Here is a 14,303-nt window from a genome sequence, read left to right as displayed (position 1 = left end):
CGCGGGGTTTGCCCGACTCCGCGCGGGGCGCTACAGCCTTCGGCTCTCCTTCCTTGAGCGCCGAAAGAGCGACGCCATGCACGATATCCGAGCCATTCGCGACAATCCCGAAGCCTTCGTCGCAGGTTGGTCGTCGCGCGGCGTGGATGACGCCGCCGATGTCGTCGCGCGCATTCTGGCGCTGGATGTCGACCTGCGCGCCGCCCAGACGCGCGGCCAGGACGCCCTGGCCAAGCGCAACGCCGCCTCCAAGGCCATCGGCGCCGCTATGGGCAAGAAGGACATGGCCGAGGCCGACCGCCTGAAGGCCGAGGTCGAGACCCTCAAGGGCGAAATCGCCGAGGCGGGCGAGGCCGAAACCGCCAAGGGCGCCGAACTGCGCGACCTGCTGGCCGGGTTGAAGAACCTGGCCGCCGCCGACGTGCCGGACGGCGAGGACGAGAACGACAACGTCGAAGTCCTGAAGTGGGGCGAACCCCGCACCACAGGCCCGGCCAAGGACCACGCCGATCTGGGCGAGGCTCTGGGCCTGCTGGACTTTGAAGCCGCCGCGAAGATGTCCGGTTCGCGTTTCGCTGTGCTGAAGGGGCAACTGGCGCGCCTGGAGCGCGCCATCGGCCAGTTCATGCTGGACCTGCAGACGGACAAGCACGGGTATCAGGAAGTGAACCCGCCGCTGCTGGTGCGCGACGAGGCGATGTTCGGCACGGGCCAATTGCCGAAGTTTGAGGAAGACCTTTTCCAATTACTTGGTGAATTCCATTCGGCGGATAAACAAGCTGACCTGCTGAAAGTGCGGCGTGATGCTGAGCAGAGAGCATTTGATATGCTGTCGGAGGCGGCTGAATCGATAATTTCAAGCTATAAGTCTGATCCTTTGTCTGTCACCAAGAATCATTTGAGTGCGGTTAAAGCTCAGATCGAGACGTTTTCATCAGGTATGCTTAGGGAGGCCGATCTTTCTCCCTTAGAAGAGTGGTTGGAGGGGATGGTGCAGCGCAAAGTGGCGCGCCAATTCCTCATCCCCACCGCCGAAGTCTCCCTGACCAACCTGGTACGTGAGCAGATTCTGGGCGAGGACGAGGTCGCCCAGCCCATGCGCCTGACCGCTCTGACGCCCTGTTTCCGGGCCGAGGCCGGGTCGGCGGGGCGCGATACGCGCGGCCTGATCCGCCAGCATCAGTTCTCGAAGGTCGAGATGGTCTCCATCTGCCGCCCCGAGGACTCCGAGGCTGAGCATGAACGCATGACTGCTTGCGCCGAGGCGGTGCTGCAGGCGCTGGAGCTGCCCTATCGCAAGGTGCTGCTGTGCAAGGGCGACATGGGCTTCTCGGCGCAGAAGACCTATGATCTCGAGGTCTGGCTGCCTTCGCAGAACACCTATCGCGAGATCAGCTCCTGCTCGAACTGCGGCGACTTCCAGGCCCGGCGCATGGACGCCCGGTTCAAGCGCGCGGGCGAGAAGAAGACAGAGTTCCTGCACACCCTGAACGGTTCGGGTCTGGCGGTCGGCCGCACCCTGGTCGCGGTGATGGAGAACTATCAGCAGGAGGACGGGACCATCGCGGTTCCGGCCGCCCTGCAGCCCTATATGGGCGGATTGAAACAGGTGGGCTGATCCTTCTCCCCTTGCGGGAGAAGGTGGGCCGCGCAGCGGCTCGGATGAGGGGTTGCTCAGACAGAAGATGCGAGTGGCGAGTGCAGACGACATGATTACCGACCGGGGCGCGCCCCCTCATCCGTCTGGCTTCGCCAGCCACCTTCTCCCACAAGGGGAGAAGGAAGCCTGATGCGTATCCTTCTGACCAACGACGACGGCATCGAGGCCGAGGGCCTGGCGTGCCTGGAGAAGATCGCCCGCGCCCTGTCGGACGACGTCTGGGTCGTCGCGCCGCAGACCGAGCAGTCGGCCAAGGGGCGGGGCATCACCCTGACCGAGCCGCTGCGCGTCAATCAACTGGGCGACAAGCGGTTCGCCGTGACCGGCACCCCGACCGACTGCGTCATCCTGGCCGTCAACGACATCATGCCCGAGAAGCCCGATCTGGTGCTGTCGGGCGTCAATCGCGGCCACAACGTGGGCGAGGACGTCAGCTATTCCGGCACGGTGGCGGGCGCTCTTCAGGGCATGGCCTTCGGCATCCGCTCCATCGCCCTGTCGCAGTCGCTGGAGCGTTTCCACGACGAGGCGGTCGCCCATTGGGAAACGGCCGAGGCCTTCGGTCCCGGCATCGTCGCGCGCCTGCTGGAGCAGAAATGGGGGGAGGGCGTGGTCATGAACGTCAACTTCCCGCGCCTGCCGCCCGAACTGGTCAAGACGGTCGAGGTGACGCGTCAGGGCTTCCGCGACATCGGCGAAATGCACGCCATCCGCCGCACCGATCTGCGCGGCCGCGACTACTACTGGATGGCCTTCCGCGGCGCGCCGCAGGAGCACGCCGACGGCACCGACCTGCGGGCGATGGACGAGGGCCGCATCTCGGTCACGCCGCTGCACATCGACCTGACGCACATGCAGTCGGTTAACGATCTGAAGAAGGTGCTGGGCGGCGCCCCGCCCAAGGGGCCGCAGGAAAAATGAGTCTCAAGGACGACCGCGCGGGCCGATTGATCCTGTCGCTGCGGCGTCAGGGGGTGACGGACGCGCGGGTTCTGAAGGCGATGGAGTCCATCGACCGCGCCGTCTTCGTCCATGAGAAATTCCTCCATCAGGCCTGGGAGGATCAGGCCCTGCCGATCGACTGCGCCCAGACGATCAGCCAGCCCTTCATCGTCGGCCTGATGACCCAGGCGCTGGACGTCCAGCCGCGCCACCGCGTGCTCGAAATCGGCACCGGCAGCGGTTACCAGTGCGCGGTGCTGAGCCGCATGGCGCGCTTCGTCTACTCAGTCGAACGTTACAAGAGCCTCTTAACCGAGGCCGAGAACCGGTTGAAAATACTGGGGATCGATAATGTCTTCACCCGCCACGGCGACGGCGGGCAGGGCTGGCCGGAACAGGCGCCGTTCGACCGCATCATGGTCACGGCTGCTTCACCGCATGAACCGACGGAACTGTTGAAACAGCTCAAGCCGGGCGGCGTCTTGGTCGCGCCGGTCGGCCGCACCTCGGTGCAGATGCTGAACCGCTACACCGGCCAGCCGGACGGCAGCTTTCAGCGCGAAAGCCTGTGCGAGGTCCGCTTCGTTCCCCTGGTCGAAGGGACGGCGAAAGAAGGGTGAGGGGCGAAATCTCACCGCTCCATTAACCTTTCCGCCCCACTTTTGCGCGGGTTGCCGGGTTGGCTTCGGCGACGGACCCGGGCAAACCGGCTTCGAGATGCTGAACAAGGTTAATACGGAGAGACGCATGAGCGGCTTCACAGGCTGGATCAGGGCGGCGGCGGTCGTCGGCGGGGCGCTGGCGGTCACGGCGTGTTCGACCTATCCGAGCGAGCCGCGCTATTCGACCCGGCCGATGGGGGCGGGCGGCTATCCGCAGCCGGGGCAGGGCCAACAGCAGGGGCAGCAGCCCGGCGCCTATCCGAACAATCCCTACTATCAGGGCCCGGCGACGCAGCCGCAGCAGCCCGCCCAGCCGCCCGTGCAGGAAGGGCCTCGCGCTCCGGCCGGCGACATCCAGGGCGGCGGCCTGCCGCCGGCGGGCGGTCCGGCCTACCCCTCGACCGGCGCGCCGATCACGGTGACCCCGCCGCCTGCCGCCGGCAATCCGGCCATGCCTGGCGCGACCTATGTGATTCAGCCGGGCGACACCATTTCGGGCGTGGGACGGCGTTTCCGCACCCCGGTCCAGATTCTGATCGACCTGAACGGACTGGGGCCGCGAGGCGCCATCAGCTCCGGTCAGCGGGTCATCCTGCCGGATAGCGCAGTGGACGGCGGCGCCGATCCCTACGCCACGGGGCCGTCGCCGGTGGGCGTGCGGACGCCGAACAACGGGGTGGCCCCGCCGCCTCCGCCGCCGCCCAGCGGCAACACGCCCTTGCCGCCGCCGACCCGTGCGCCGGCTGCGGATACGTCTGCCGCGCCGCTGGCCGAGATTGGGCGCCCGCTGGCTCTCCAATGGCCTGTGCGAGGCGACATCCTGCGTCGTTTCGGCCCCGTGGGCATGGGCGAGCGCAACAACGGCGTCAACATCGGCGCTTCGGCCGGAACCGAGGTCAAGGCTTCGGCCGACGGCACGGTGGCCTATGTCGGGGACGACATCGTGGGGCAGGGGCTGACGGTCCTGGTGGTTCACCGCGACGGATGGCGCACGGTCTACGGCCATCTGGGCTCGGCCACCGTGCGCGACGGAGCCCAGGTGCGCGCGGGTCAGGTTATCGGTACGGTGGGTCTGACCGCCGGAGACGGCCGCCCGTCGATCCATTATGAAGTGCGTCAGATGCGCGGCGACGATCCGGTCGCTCTGGACCCGCTGACGGTCCTGCCGCGCTGATCGGGTGAAGCGGCGTGTCCGGGCGGCGACGCCCGGATGCTCTTGTCCCGGACTTGTCATCGCGTCGCGTTGCAAATCGGCCCGGCGCGCCCTAGGTTCCGCGCCTTGTTTTTCGAAGGGCCCCCGATGAAGGCGCGGCCCGCCTCGGGGAGTTTTTCATGACTGCAACCCAAGACGGCGGCCTGATGGCCCTTGTCATCCAGATCGCGCCGATCGTCGCGATCTTCATCCTGTTCTACTTCCTGATGATCCGTCCGCAGCAGAAGCGGATGAAGGCGCACCAGGCCCTGATCGCCGGCGTCAAGCGCGGCGACGAAGTCGTCCTGTCGAACGGCATGGTCGGCAAGGTCACCCGCGTCGAGGACGCCGAGGCCATGGTCGAGATCTCGCAGGGCGTGAACGTCCGCGTGGTCAAGGCGATGATCGCCGAGGTGCGTAACCGCACCGCCATCGCCGCCAACGACAAGGGCTGATAGCCTCGCCTCGGCGCGGCGCGCGCCGGCCCTGAAGAGAACCGAGACATGATTCAGCTTTCACGCTGGAAAATCACCCTGGTCGCGCTGTCGCTCGTCCTCGGGTTGTTCCTGGCCTACCCGAGCGTGCTGTCGCCGGCGCAGCGCGAGGCTCTGCCGAGCTGGCTGCCGAGCAACGGCCTGAACCTGGGCCTGGACCTGCAGGGGGGCTCCTACCTCCTGCTTGAGGTCGACGTGCCGGAAATGCGCGAGAAGCGCATTTCGAACCTGATGGAAGACGTCCGGGTTTCCCTGCGGGAAGACCAGGTCAACATCACGGGCATGCAGCGCGAGGCAGGCGGCGTCGTCGTGACGGTCGCCGAAGGCGCGGCCTATGACACGGCCTTCAACACCCTGCGCACCATGGCGCAGCAGGGCGTCGGCCCGACCGGCCAGCCGGACCGGGTGGCGACCAAGCTGGGCGGCGGCCGTATCCGCTACGCCTTTACCGACGCGGCTCTGGCCAGCATGGGCGCAACCGCCGTCGATCAGTCGATCGAGGTGGTCCGTCGCCGTCTGGACAGCTCGGGCACCAAGGAAATCGCCATCACCCGTCAGGGCGCCGACCGGATCGTCATCCAGGCGCCGGGGCAGAGCGATCCGGCCGAGCTGGAGCGTCTGGTGGGTCGTACGGCTCAGTTGACCTTCCAGATGGTCGACACCTCGCCGACCGGCCTGAACGATGCCTTGGCCGGTCGTGTGCCGCCGGATGCTCAGCTCCTAGTCGACGATATGGGGACGCCCTACCTCGTCAAGCGCCGTATTCTGGTCTCAGGCGAAAACCTGACCCGCGCCGGGATCGGCACCGACCAGAACAATCGTCCGGCCATCGACTTCCAGTTTGACAGTCAGGGGGCGCGCCGCTTCGGTGAGGCGACGGCCCAGAACCTCGGCAAGCCCTTCGCCATCATTCTGGACGATAAGGTGATTTCGGCGCCGACGATCCAGTCGGCCATCACCGGCGGGCGCGGTCAGATTACGGGCAACTTCACCATTGCTTCGGCGTCCGAACTTGTGAACCTGCTGAACGGCGGCGCCCTGCCGGCGCCGCTGAAGGTCGAGGAACGCCGCGTCGTCACCGCCGAGCTGGGCGCCGACGCCGTGGCCGCAGGCGCCCTGTCGACCGCCCTGGGTTTCGTAGTCATCGTGGTCTTCATGATCCTGGCCTACGGCTTCCTCTTCGGCGGCATTTCGGTGATCGGCCTGGTCCTGAACGGCATCCTGATCGTCGCGGCCATGTCGCTGACCCAGGCTACGCTGACCCTGCCGGGCATCGCCGGTCTGATCCTGACCTTCGCCGTGGCCGTCGACGCCAACGTGCTGATCTATGAGCGGATGCGCGACGAGGCGCGTCAGGGGCGTTCCGTGGTGGCGTCGATGGACGCGGGCTTCAACCGCGCCATGGGCACCATCATCGACGCCAACCTGACCACCCTGGTGGCGGCGATCATCATGTTCATGTTCGGCGCCGGCCCCGTGCGCGGCTTCGCCTGGACCCTGACCATCGGCGTCTTCACCTCCGTCTTCTCTTCGGTGCTGACGGCCCAAGTCCTGCTCGGCTACTGGCTCAAGATCGCCAAGCCGAAGAAACTGCCGATCGCGGAGTGATGTCGATGAACGGTTGGCCCATTATCAAACTGCTGCCGCACAAGACGAACTTCCACTTCGTCAAATACGCCAAGGGTTTCGCCGTTCTGTCGGCGATCCTGACGGTGGCGGCGATCATCGGCTGCTTCTATCCTGGCCTGAACCTGGGCATCGACTTCCGGGGCGGCGCCTCGATGGAAGTCGCCAAGCCCGCCGGTCAGGTGCTGGAGCTGGACAAGCTGCGCGGCGCGGTCAGCGGGCTGGATCTGGGCGACGTCCAGGTTCAGGGCATCGCCCGACGCGACACCAACCTGGATGACGGCTCGACCGCCATCGTGCGCTTCCAGGTGCCGGAGAATGAGGATCAGACCGCTGTCGTCCAGAAGGTCGAAGGCGCCATCAGCCAGGCTGTGGGCGAAGTCGGCTATTCCGGCGTCAGCGTCGTGGGCTCCAAGGTCTCGGGCGAACTGCTGACCAACGGCGTCCTGGCCCTGGTCGTGGCTGTGGTGCTGATGTTCCTCTACATCGCCTTCCGCTTCCCCTGGCAGTTCGGCATCGGCGCCGTGGCGGGCCTGCTGCATGACGTGGCGCTGACCTTCGGTCTCATCGTCGCCCTGCGCATGGAGTTCAGCCTCAATCTTGTCGCGGCCCTGCTGACGGTCATCGGCTATTCGATGAACGACACCGTCGTCGTGTTCGACCGCCTGCGTGAGAACCTTCGCAAGTACAAGGTCATGCCTCTGCGCGAGGTGATCGACCTGTCGATCAACGAGACCCTGTCGCGGACCATCATCACCGGCCTGACCACCGTGATCGTGCTGATCGTCCTGGCCGTCTTCGGCGGCGAGGCCCTGCGCGGTTTCTCGATCACCCTGGCCTTCGGCGTCGTGATCGGCACCTTCTCGTCCATCTATGTGGGCGCGCCGATCATTCTTCTGTGGGGCGTGGACCGTAGCGGCGGCGGCAAGGCCGACGCTACGCCGGTCAAGCTGGGCATGGCCAGCCGTCCGTAAGGACGACGTCCGTCTCCAAATCGCGGCCCGCCCTCCGAAAGGACGGCGGGCCGTTTGCTTTCCGGGCTTGATGCGATCGCCTCAATGGTCGAAGGGCCTGTCGCCATGACTGTTGATCTTGATGCTCAGGTTCGCGCCGCCGATCTAGACCGCTGGCTGGCCAGCCGTTTCGTGGCGGACGAAGCGGCGCGGGCGGATCTGATCGCCCTCTACGCCTTCGAGGCGGAGCTGGTGGCCATTCCCACGCGGGTCACGCAGCCCCTGCTGGCCGAGATGCGATACACTTGGTGGGCCGAACAGATGGATGGGGTGTTCAGCGACGCGCCGCGCGTCGGCCACCCGATTCTGGAGGCGCTGACCGCCGCCGTGACGCGGCATGGTCTGTCGCGCGAGCCTTTCGACGCCCTGATCCAGGCGCATATCGGCCGGGTGCATGGCGAGGCGCACGACCTGGACGCCTTCTATGTCGGGCCGATGCAGGTCGCGGCGCGCATCCTGGCGGGGGAAGGGCATGATGCGGCGGTCGCCGGGGCGGGCCGTGTGCGCGGCCTGGCTCAGACGGGGCGGACCGACGAAGCGACGGCGGTGCGTCGGACGGCGAACGCCGCCCTCAAGCGCTTGCCGACGGCCGCCTTTCCAGCCGTGGCGTCTGCGGCGCTGACCCGGGCCGACGAGGCGGAGCCGTTCAAACGGCTGCGGCTGTTCTGGTCCGTTCTGCGCGGGCGTCTTTAGAACGCGTTCAACGGCAGCTTGATGAACCGCTTGCCCGAGGCCTCGGCTGGAGGCAGAGCGCCGGCGCGGATGTTCACCTGAAGCGCGGGAAGGATAAGCTGCGGCGCCTTCAGCGTGGCGTCGCGCGCCTCGCGCAGGACCACGAAAGCGGCTTCGGAGCGGCCGCCGCCGATATGAATGTTGTCCGCCTTCTGGGCGGCGACAGTCGTTTCCCAGCGGAACTCCGTGCGGCCTTCGGGCAGATAGTCGTGTCCGACGAAGACGCGCGTGTCCTCCGGCAGCGCCAGGACCCGCTGAATCGAGCGGTAAAGGACGCCGGCGTCGCCGCCAGGGAAATCGCAGCGCGCCGTGCCGAAGTCAGGCATGAAGAGGGTGTCGCCGACGAAGACTGCATCGCCGATCCGATAGCTGACGCAGGCCGGGGTGTGGCCGGGGGTGTGCAGCACCTCGACCGGGATAGCGCCGAGCATGAAGCGCGCGCCGTCGGGGTAGACTTCATCGAACACCACGGCGTCGGGCGTCACGTCGGCGGCGTCGAACAGATCGCCAAATGTCTTCTGGACGCGGGTGATCTTCTCACCGATGCCGATGGGGACGCCGGTGCGGGTGCGGATTTCGTCTGCGCCGGTCAAGTGGTCAGCGTGGGCGTGCGTCTCCAGCACACGCTCAAGCTTCAGGTCATGCGCTGCCAGGGCCTCCAGCACTCGGTCGATGGAGCCGGTCGATGTCCGCGCGGCAGCCGGGTCATAGTCCAGCACCGGATCGATGATGACCGCCGCCCCGGTCGCGGGGGCCGAAACCAGATAGGTCACGGTGTGGGTGACGGGATCGAAGAAGCCGAGGACATCAGGCTGGAGCGGATGATGGGTCATGATGGGTCTCCGTTTCGTCTCTAAATATTAGGTATTGCTAATTTAGCAAGATCGAATATATGGACTGCATGATCGATCTCGAAGCCATGGGACTGGAACGCTTTCAAGCCAGCGCGGGCGACGCCGCCCGGCTGCTGAAGGCGCTGTCCAATGAAAACCGTCTGATGATCCTGTGCCAGATCGGCGAGGGCGAGCGTCAGGTGTCCGACCTTCAGGTGGGCCTGTCGCAGTCGGCGCTGTCCCAGCATCTGGCGCGCCTGCGCGAGGACGGTCTGGTCAGCGCGCGCAGGAGCGGCACGGCCGTCTTCTATCGCATCGCCGATCCGGCCGCCCTGAAGGTGATCGGGATCCTGGCGGAGATCTTCTGTCCGCCTGAGGCGCTCTGAGCGCCGCTTCCCTGGAAGGAATTTTCAATGAACCCGCTGATCTCTCTTTCGCCCGCCGATGTCGCCGCCCGCCTCAAGACGGGCCAGGCCGTGCTGATCGACGTGCGCGAGCCGGACGAGCATGCGCGCGAGCATATTGCGGGCGCCGTGACCGCCCCCCTGTCCGTGTTCGAAGGCGCCGAGCTGAGCCTCAAGCCCGGAAAGGATGCGATCTTCATGTGCCGGAGCGGCAATCGCACGGCCGGAAACTGCGACCGGTTGGCCGCGCGCATCGACGGTCCGGCGCACGTTCTCGAAGGCGGGCTGGACGCCTGGAAGAAGGCGGGGCTGCCTGTACGCGCCGACCGCAAGCAGCCGCTGGAGCTGATGCGTCAGGTGCAGATGGCGGCAGGGGGACTGATCCTGCTGGGCGGGGCGCTGGGCGTCATGGTCCATCCTGGATTCTGGGGGATCGGCGCCTTTGTCGGCGCCGGTCTGTTCGTGGCGGGGGCGACCGGCTTCTGCGGCATGGCGCGTTTGCTGGCGGTCATGCCCTGGAACCGAAACATGAAGAGGGCCTGAGACCATGGGCCTGACTCCGTTGCTTCTGGCGGGAATGAGCGGGGGCGTGGTCGCCTTGCTGCTGACCGTTTTCGGCGGCGGCGGATCGGTTCTGGCCGTGCCGCTTCTGCTCTATGTCGTCGGGGTGCGTGATCCCCATGTGGCGATCGGGGTTTCGGCTGCGGGAGTGTCGCTGAACGCCCTGACGGCGCTGGCGGGCCAGGCGAGGGCCGGTCGGGTTCGCTGGCCCTGCGCGACGGTGTTCGCCGTCACGGGCGCGGCTGCGGCCTGGGTCGGCTCATCCGTGGCCAAGGCTATCGACGGCCGCCATCTGCTGCTGGCCTTCGCCGTGGCCATGGCGATGGTGGGCTTGGCGATGCTGTCCTCCAGGAAGGGCGACGGCGATCCCGGCGTGCGCCTGAATCGCGACATGGCGCCGCGTGTCGCGGCGTCGGGCGCGGGCGTCGGCGTGGCGGCTGGCTTCTTCGGGATCGGCGGCGGCTTTCTCATCGTGCCGGGGTTGATGTGGGCCACGGGGATGACCCTGGCGGCGGCGCAGGCGACCTCGTTGTTGAGCGTGGCGGCGTTCGGAGCCAGCACGGCCGTCAACTACAGCCTGTCGGGGCTGGTTGACTGGACCCTGGTCGGGGCCATGACGGTCGGCGGCGCGGCGGGCACAGTGGCGGGTCTGCCGCTGGCGAGCCGATTGGGAGCCGACGCCGCCTTGGGCCGGCGCCTGTTCGCCGGGCTGATCCTGGTCGTTGCGGCCTATGTGGCCGTGAAGGCGATCATGGGGAGCTGACGCTCAACGCTCCAGCCCGGCGATCAGCCGGGCGAGCAGAGCCCCCAGCGCAGCCTGCTCCTCGCGCGACAGGTCGGCCAGCATGGCCTGGCTCTCAGCCATGTGCAGCGGCATCAGGCCGTCGATCAGGTCGAACCCCTTGGGCGTCAGCCTGACCAGTGAGGCGCGGCGGTCGCTGGGGTGGGGCGTGCGCTCGATCAGGCCGGATTTCTGCAGTCGGTCCAGCCGGGCCGTCATGCCGCCGGACGACATCATCGTCGCCTCATAGAGGGCCGTGGGCGTCAGGCCGTCGGGCGAGGGCGCGCGGCGCAGGGTGGCCAGAACGTCGAACTCGCCATGTTGCAGGCCGTAGCGGGCGTAAAGCGGCGCCTGCCGCTCGCGCGTCACCAGGATGGAGGCCTCGTGCAGACGGCCCAGCGTCTCCATGGCCAGTAGGTCGAGGTCGGGACGCGCGACAGCCCACTGGGCGGCGGCGCGGGAAGCGCGATCGGTCATTGTCTTGACATTAAGATACTTGATAGCGAGACATTATCGCCTTTCGTCGCCGGAGTCACCTCGGATGGATCAGTCGAACGCCTCGCAACCGTCGCGCGGCGCGGGCCTGTTGTTGGCCGCCGCCATCTTCGCCCTGGCGCTGAACCTGCGCCCGGCGATGGCGGCGGTCGGGCCGCTGCTGGATCTGATCGAAGCGGCGACCGGCATGGATTCGACCACGGCCAGCCTGCTGACCACCTTGCCGGTGGCGATGATCGGCGTCGGCGCCCTGTCGATCCGGCCGCTGCGGCGACGGCTGGGCGAGCGCAAGGGCATCCTGTTGGGCGCGGTTCTGATCGGCCTGTCCTGTCTGGCGCGAGCGATTTTCGACGGGACGGCCGGTCTGATCGCCAGCGCCGTGGTGGTGGGTATCGGCGTCGCCCTGATCCAGGCCCTGGCACCGGTCGTGATCAAGCGGGCGTTCCCCACACGCTTCGGCACGGTGATGGGCGTCTATACGACCGGAATCATGGGCGGGGCGGCCGTGGCGGCGGCGACGGCCGCCGGGTGGGCCGAGGCGGTCGGCTGGGCAGGGGCGCTGGCCCTATGGGCGGTTCCCGCCTTCCTGGCGGCGGTCGTCTGGATGATCGCCGCGCGTGATCCTGCGGCCGAGGAGCCGAACCGCGTCGCCGTCGCCGAAGGAACCCACCCCGAGCTTCCGTTCTGGAAGCAGCCGAGGGCGTGGGCGCTGGTCCCGATTCTGGGGTTGGGCACCTCGGCCTATACGCTCGTGCTGGCCTGGCTGCCGCCTTACTACGTCGACATGGGGCAGGCGCGGACGACGGCGGGCTTCCTGCTCAGCGGCATGACGGGCGCCGAGGTGTTGGCGGGCGTGCTGGTGTCCCTGTTCATCGCCCGGTTTCCCGACCGGCGCGGGCCGATGCTGGCGGCCGTGGCCCTGGCGCTGATCGGTCTGGCGGGACTGGTGCTGGCGCCGGTCAGTCTGGCGATTCCGGTCATGCTGTTGCTGGGTCTGGGGATCGGCGCGGTGTTTCCGCTGACCCTGATCCTGGCCATGGACCAGATCGACGATCCGGTGCGCTCAGGCGACCTGCTCGCCTTCGTTCAGGGCGGCGGCTACATCATCGCCAGCCTGTCGCCGCTGGCGGCCGGGCTGCTGCGCGACCGCCTGTCGGACCTGAGTCAGGCCTGGACGCTGATGGGGCTGGGCCTCGTCGCCATGGCGGCGATGACCCTGGCCTTCAAACCCGGCGGCGCGAAGCTTCAATAATCCGCCCCTCACCGTCACCCTCGGGCTTGTCCCGAGGGCCTATGGTGGATTTCAGTCGCGGTAGGAGCCGCTTTGAGGCTGCGGCTATCATTCCACTCCATTGGGACAGGCTCGACGATGGGCCCTCGGGACAAGCCCGAGGGTGACGATATTACTGCGCCGCGTCGCGCCAGGCCTTGAGCGCATCCATGGCGCGGATGCTCTGCAGACGCTTCTTGGCGCGGCCGCGCTCCTTGGGATGGATGCGCTTGCCGTCTTCATCGACCTTGGGCGCCTCCAGCGGCGGCAGCAGGCCGTAGTTGATGTTCATCGGCTGGAACTTGGAGCCTTCCAGGTGGCCGCCGGTGATGTGCTCGACCAGGGCGCCCATGGCGGTTTCCGGCGGGGGCGGAGACAGGTCGCGTCCCAATGCCTGCGCCGCAGCCAGACGGCCGGTCAGCAGGCCCATGGCCGCGCTCTCGACATAGCCCTCGACCCCGGTCACCTGACCGGCGAAGCGCAGGCGCGGAATGGCCTTCAGCCGCATCTGCTTGTCCAGCAGCCTGGGGCTGTTCAGGAAGGTGTTGCGGTGCAGGCCGCCCAGACGCGCGAACTGGGCGTTCTCCAGGCCGGGGATCATGCGGAAGACGTCGGTCTGGGCTCCGTATTTCAGCTTGGTCTGGAAGCCGACCATGTTGAACAGGGTGCCCAGCGCATTGTCCTGGCGCAGTTGGACGATGGCGTAGGGCTTGACCGTCGGGTTGTGCTGATTGGTCAGGCCGACCGGCTTCATCGGGCCATGGCGCAGGGTCTCGCGGCCGCGCTCGGCCATGACCTCGATCGGCAGGCAGCCGTCGAAATAGGGGATGTTCTCCCACTCCTTGAAGTCGGCCTTGGGACCGTCCAGCAGGGCGTCGATGAAGGCTTCGTACTGGGCCTTGTCCATCGGGCAGTTGACGTAGGCCGCCTTGTCGCCGCCGGGGCCTTCCTTGTCATAGCGCGACTGGCGCCAGGCCACGTCGAAGTCGATGCTGTCGGCGTGCAGGATCGGCGCGATGGCGTCGAAGAAGCTGAGGCTTTCTTCGCCGGTCGCCTTCAGGATGGCGTCGGCCAGGGCGGGCGAGGTCAACGGGCCGGTGGCGACGATGACGTTGTCCCAGTCTTCCGGCGGAATGCCCGCGATCTCTTCGCGCACAATGGTCACCAGGGGGTGAGCTTCCAGTCTGGCCGTCACGGCGTCCGAGAAGCCGATGCGGTCGACCGCCAGAGCGCCGCCGGCGGGCACCTGATTGGCGTCGCCGGACGCCAAGATCAGGCTGTCCAGCGCCCGCATCTCGGCGTGCAGCAGGCCGACGGCGTTGAACTCCCAGTCGTCCGAGCGGAAGGAGTTGGAGCAGACCAGTTCGGCCAGACCCGTGGTGTGGTGGGCGTCGGTGCGGACCTGTTCCGGCTCGTCCCGGCGCATTTCGTGCAGGATGACGGGCACGCCCGCCTGGGCGATCTGCCAGGTCGCTTCGGATCCGGCGAGGCCGCCGCCGATGACGTGGACGGGGCGGGGAGTGGGGGACGCATTCGACATGGCGGCCTAATAGCCGCGTGGCGCGCCCCTGTCATGCGGGGCGTGCGGTCAAGGCTGTCGGAGGACGACGTTCGTCCTTATAAGCGACGGCGGAGGCT

At 67.3% G+C, this 14,303-nt stretch carries 15 protein-coding genes; 12 read left to right on the top strand and 3 right to left on the bottom strand.

From position 1 onward, the window contains the following. Positions 1-76 precede the first annotated feature (76 nt). The 8 genes from serS (at position 77) to V8J38_RS10530 (ending at position 8,282) form a co-directional block, all read left to right on the top strand. The gene (gene serS / locus V8J38_RS10565) at positions 77-1,618 is read left to right on the top strand and encodes a serine--tRNA ligase (RefSeq protein ID WP_338575579.1); all 1,542 of its coding nucleotides are present in this window, start codon (positions 77-79) and stop codon (positions 1,616-1,618) included. A gap of 171 nt (positions 1,619-1,789) precedes the next feature. Further along, positions 1,790-2,581, top strand: coding sequence for a 5'/3'-nucleotidase SurE (surE, locus tag V8J38_RS10560; RefSeq protein ID WP_291782223.1), 792 nt, complete (start codon positions 1,790-1,792; stop codon positions 2,579-2,581). Continuing rightward, positions 2,578-3,222 carry a protein-L-isoaspartate(D-aspartate) O-methyltransferase gene (locus tag V8J38_RS10555; RefSeq protein ID WP_338575577.1) on the top strand — a complete coding sequence of 215 codons (645 nt, stop codon included), beginning with the start codon at positions 2,578-2,580 and terminating at the stop codon, positions 3,220-3,222. Before surE ends, V8J38_RS10555 begins: the two co-directional genes overlap by 4 nt. Positions 3,223-3,349: 127 nt before the next feature. Next, a complete protein-coding gene (locus V8J38_RS10550) occupies positions 3,350-4,438 on the top strand; it encodes a peptidoglycan DD-metalloendopeptidase family protein (RefSeq protein WP_338575576.1) in 1,089 nt (362 codons plus the stop codon). Between the two features lie 158 nt (positions 4,439-4,596). Beyond that, positions 4,597-4,911 (top strand): preprotein translocase subunit YajC, encoded by a 315-nt coding sequence (gene yajC, locus V8J38_RS10545; protein ID WP_003165259.1) that lies wholly within the window; start codon positions 4,597-4,599, stop codon positions 4,909-4,911. Between the two features lie 48 nt (positions 4,912-4,959). Continuing rightward, entirely contained in the window at positions 4,960-6,558 is a 1,599-nt protein-coding gene (gene secD, locus V8J38_RS10540) for a protein translocase subunit SecD (RefSeq protein ID WP_338575572.1), read from the top strand. Then, on the top strand, positions 6,558-7,550 hold the full coding sequence (gene secF, locus V8J38_RS10535) for a protein translocase subunit SecF (RefSeq protein ID WP_291782212.1): 993 nt from the start codon (positions 6,558-6,560) through the stop codon (positions 7,548-7,550). Before secD ends, secF begins: the two co-directional genes overlap by 1 nt. Positions 7,551-7,655: 105 nt before the next feature. After that, positions 7,656-8,282: a squalene/phytoene synthase family protein gene (locus V8J38_RS10530; protein ID WP_338575571.1), complete on the top strand. Its 627-nt coding sequence runs from the start codon at positions 7,656-7,658 to the stop codon at positions 8,280-8,282. Here the strand turns inward: V8J38_RS10530 and V8J38_RS10525 are convergent. Then, the gene (locus V8J38_RS10525; RefSeq protein WP_338575570.1) at positions 8,279-9,154 is read right to left on the bottom strand and encodes an MBL fold metallo-hydrolase; all 876 of its coding nucleotides are present in this window, start codon (positions 9,152-9,154) and stop codon (positions 8,279-8,281) included. The two genes, V8J38_RS10530 and V8J38_RS10525, sit on opposite strands and share 4 nt — an antisense overlap. A 68-nt stretch (positions 9,155-9,222) precedes the next feature. On the opposite strand from V8J38_RS10525, the gene V8J38_RS10520 reads away from it, so the two are divergent. From V8J38_RS10520 to V8J38_RS10510, 3 genes are read left to right on the top strand one after another with little or no spacing between them, the layout of a single operon-like run. Next, positions 9,223-9,540, top strand: coding sequence for a metalloregulator ArsR/SmtB family transcription factor (locus tag V8J38_RS10520; protein WP_312220165.1), 318 nt, complete (start codon positions 9,223-9,225; stop codon positions 9,538-9,540). Positions 9,541-9,567: 27 nt separating this feature from the next. Continuing rightward, positions 9,568-10,101 (top strand): rhodanese family protein, encoded by a 534-nt coding sequence (locus tag V8J38_RS10515; RefSeq protein WP_338575568.1) that lies wholly within the window; start codon positions 9,568-9,570, stop codon positions 10,099-10,101. 4 nt (positions 10,102-10,105) lie between these two features. Beyond that, complete coding sequence (locus V8J38_RS10510) at positions 10,106-10,882, top strand: sulfite exporter TauE/SafE family protein (protein WP_291782203.1); 777 nt, start codon at positions 10,106-10,108, stop codon at positions 10,880-10,882. 3 nt (positions 10,883-10,885) lie between these two features. Here V8J38_RS10510 and V8J38_RS10505 read toward each other — a convergent pair whose 3' ends face one another. After that, positions 10,886-11,377 (bottom strand): MarR family winged helix-turn-helix transcriptional regulator, encoded by a 492-nt coding sequence (locus tag V8J38_RS10505; protein WP_291782201.1) that lies wholly within the window; start codon positions 11,375-11,377, stop codon positions 10,886-10,888. Positions 11,378-11,441: 64 nt separating this feature from the next. Between V8J38_RS10505 and V8J38_RS10500 the strand changes: the two genes are divergently transcribed. Continuing rightward, positions 11,442-12,647, top strand: coding sequence for an MFS transporter (locus V8J38_RS10500; RefSeq protein WP_338575566.1), 1,206 nt, complete (start codon positions 11,442-11,444; stop codon positions 12,645-12,647). A 151-nt stretch (positions 12,648-12,798) separates the two neighbouring features. On the opposite strand, the gene trmFO is transcribed toward V8J38_RS10500, so the two are convergent. Further along, positions 12,799-14,205, bottom strand: coding sequence for a methylenetetrahydrofolate--tRNA-(uracil(54)-C(5))-methyltransferase (FADH(2)-oxidizing) TrmFO (trmFO, locus tag V8J38_RS10495; protein ID WP_338575564.1), 1,407 nt, complete (start codon positions 14,203-14,205; stop codon positions 12,799-12,801). Positions 14,206-14,303 lie beyond the last annotated feature (98 nt).

Origin of the sequence: Brevundimonas olei, assembly GCF_037055245.1 — a bacterium.
GTDB classification, from domain to species: domain Bacteria; phylum Pseudomonadota; class Alphaproteobacteria; order Caulobacterales; family Caulobacteraceae; genus Brevundimonas; species Brevundimonas olei.
This window is presented reverse-complemented; position numbering and strand designations above follow the sequence as displayed.

Excerpts from the sequence above, each read along its gene's own strand:
- yajC (WP_003165259.1), top strand. The coding sequence starts at position 4,597 with ATGACTGCAACCCAAGACGGCGGCCTGATGGCCCTTGTCATCCAGATC.
- surE (WP_291782223.1), top strand. The coding sequence starts at position 1,790 with ATGCGTATCCTTCTGACCAACGACGACGGCATCGAGGCCGAGGGCCTG.
- secD (WP_338575572.1), top strand. The coding sequence starts at position 4,960 with ATGATTCAGCTTTCACGCTGGAAAATCACCCTGGTCGCGCTGTCGCTC.
- V8J38_RS10505 (WP_291782201.1), bottom strand. The coding sequence starts at position 11,377 with ATGACCGATCGCGCTTCCCGCGCCGCCGCCCAGTGGGCTGTCGCGCGT.
- serS (WP_338575579.1), top strand. The coding sequence starts at position 77 with ATGCACGATATCCGAGCCATTCGCGACAATCCCGAAGCCTTCGTCGCA.
- V8J38_RS10555 (WP_338575577.1), top strand. The coding sequence starts at position 2,578 with ATGAGTCTCAAGGACGACCGCGCGGGCCGATTGATCCTGTCGCTGCGG.
- V8J38_RS10525 (WP_338575570.1), bottom strand. The coding sequence starts at position 9,154 with ATGACCCATCATCCGCTCCAGCCTGATGTCCTCGGCTTCTTCGATCCC.
- V8J38_RS10515 (WP_338575568.1), top strand. The coding sequence starts at position 9,568 with ATGAACCCGCTGATCTCTCTTTCGCCCGCCGATGTCGCCGCCCGCCTC.
- V8J38_RS10530 (WP_338575571.1), top strand. The coding sequence starts at position 7,656 with ATGACTGTTGATCTTGATGCTCAGGTTCGCGCCGCCGATCTAGACCGC.
- V8J38_RS10520 (WP_312220165.1), top strand. The coding sequence starts at position 9,223 with ATGATCGATCTCGAAGCCATGGGACTGGAACGCTTTCAAGCCAGCGCG.
- secF (WP_291782212.1), top strand. The coding sequence starts at position 6,558 with ATGTCGATGAACGGTTGGCCCATTATCAAACTGCTGCCGCACAAGACG.
- V8J38_RS10510 (WP_291782203.1), top strand. The coding sequence starts at position 10,106 with ATGGGCCTGACTCCGTTGCTTCTGGCGGGAATGAGCGGGGGCGTGGTC.
- V8J38_RS10500 (WP_338575566.1), top strand. The coding sequence starts at position 11,442 with ATGGATCAGTCGAACGCCTCGCAACCGTCGCGCGGCGCGGGCCTGTTG.
- trmFO (WP_338575564.1), bottom strand. The coding sequence starts at position 14,205 with ATGTCGAATGCGTCCCCCACTCCCCGCCCCGTCCACGTCATCGGCGGC.
- V8J38_RS10550 (WP_338575576.1), top strand. The coding sequence starts at position 3,350 with ATGAGCGGCTTCACAGGCTGGATCAGGGCGGCGGCGGTCGTCGGCGGG.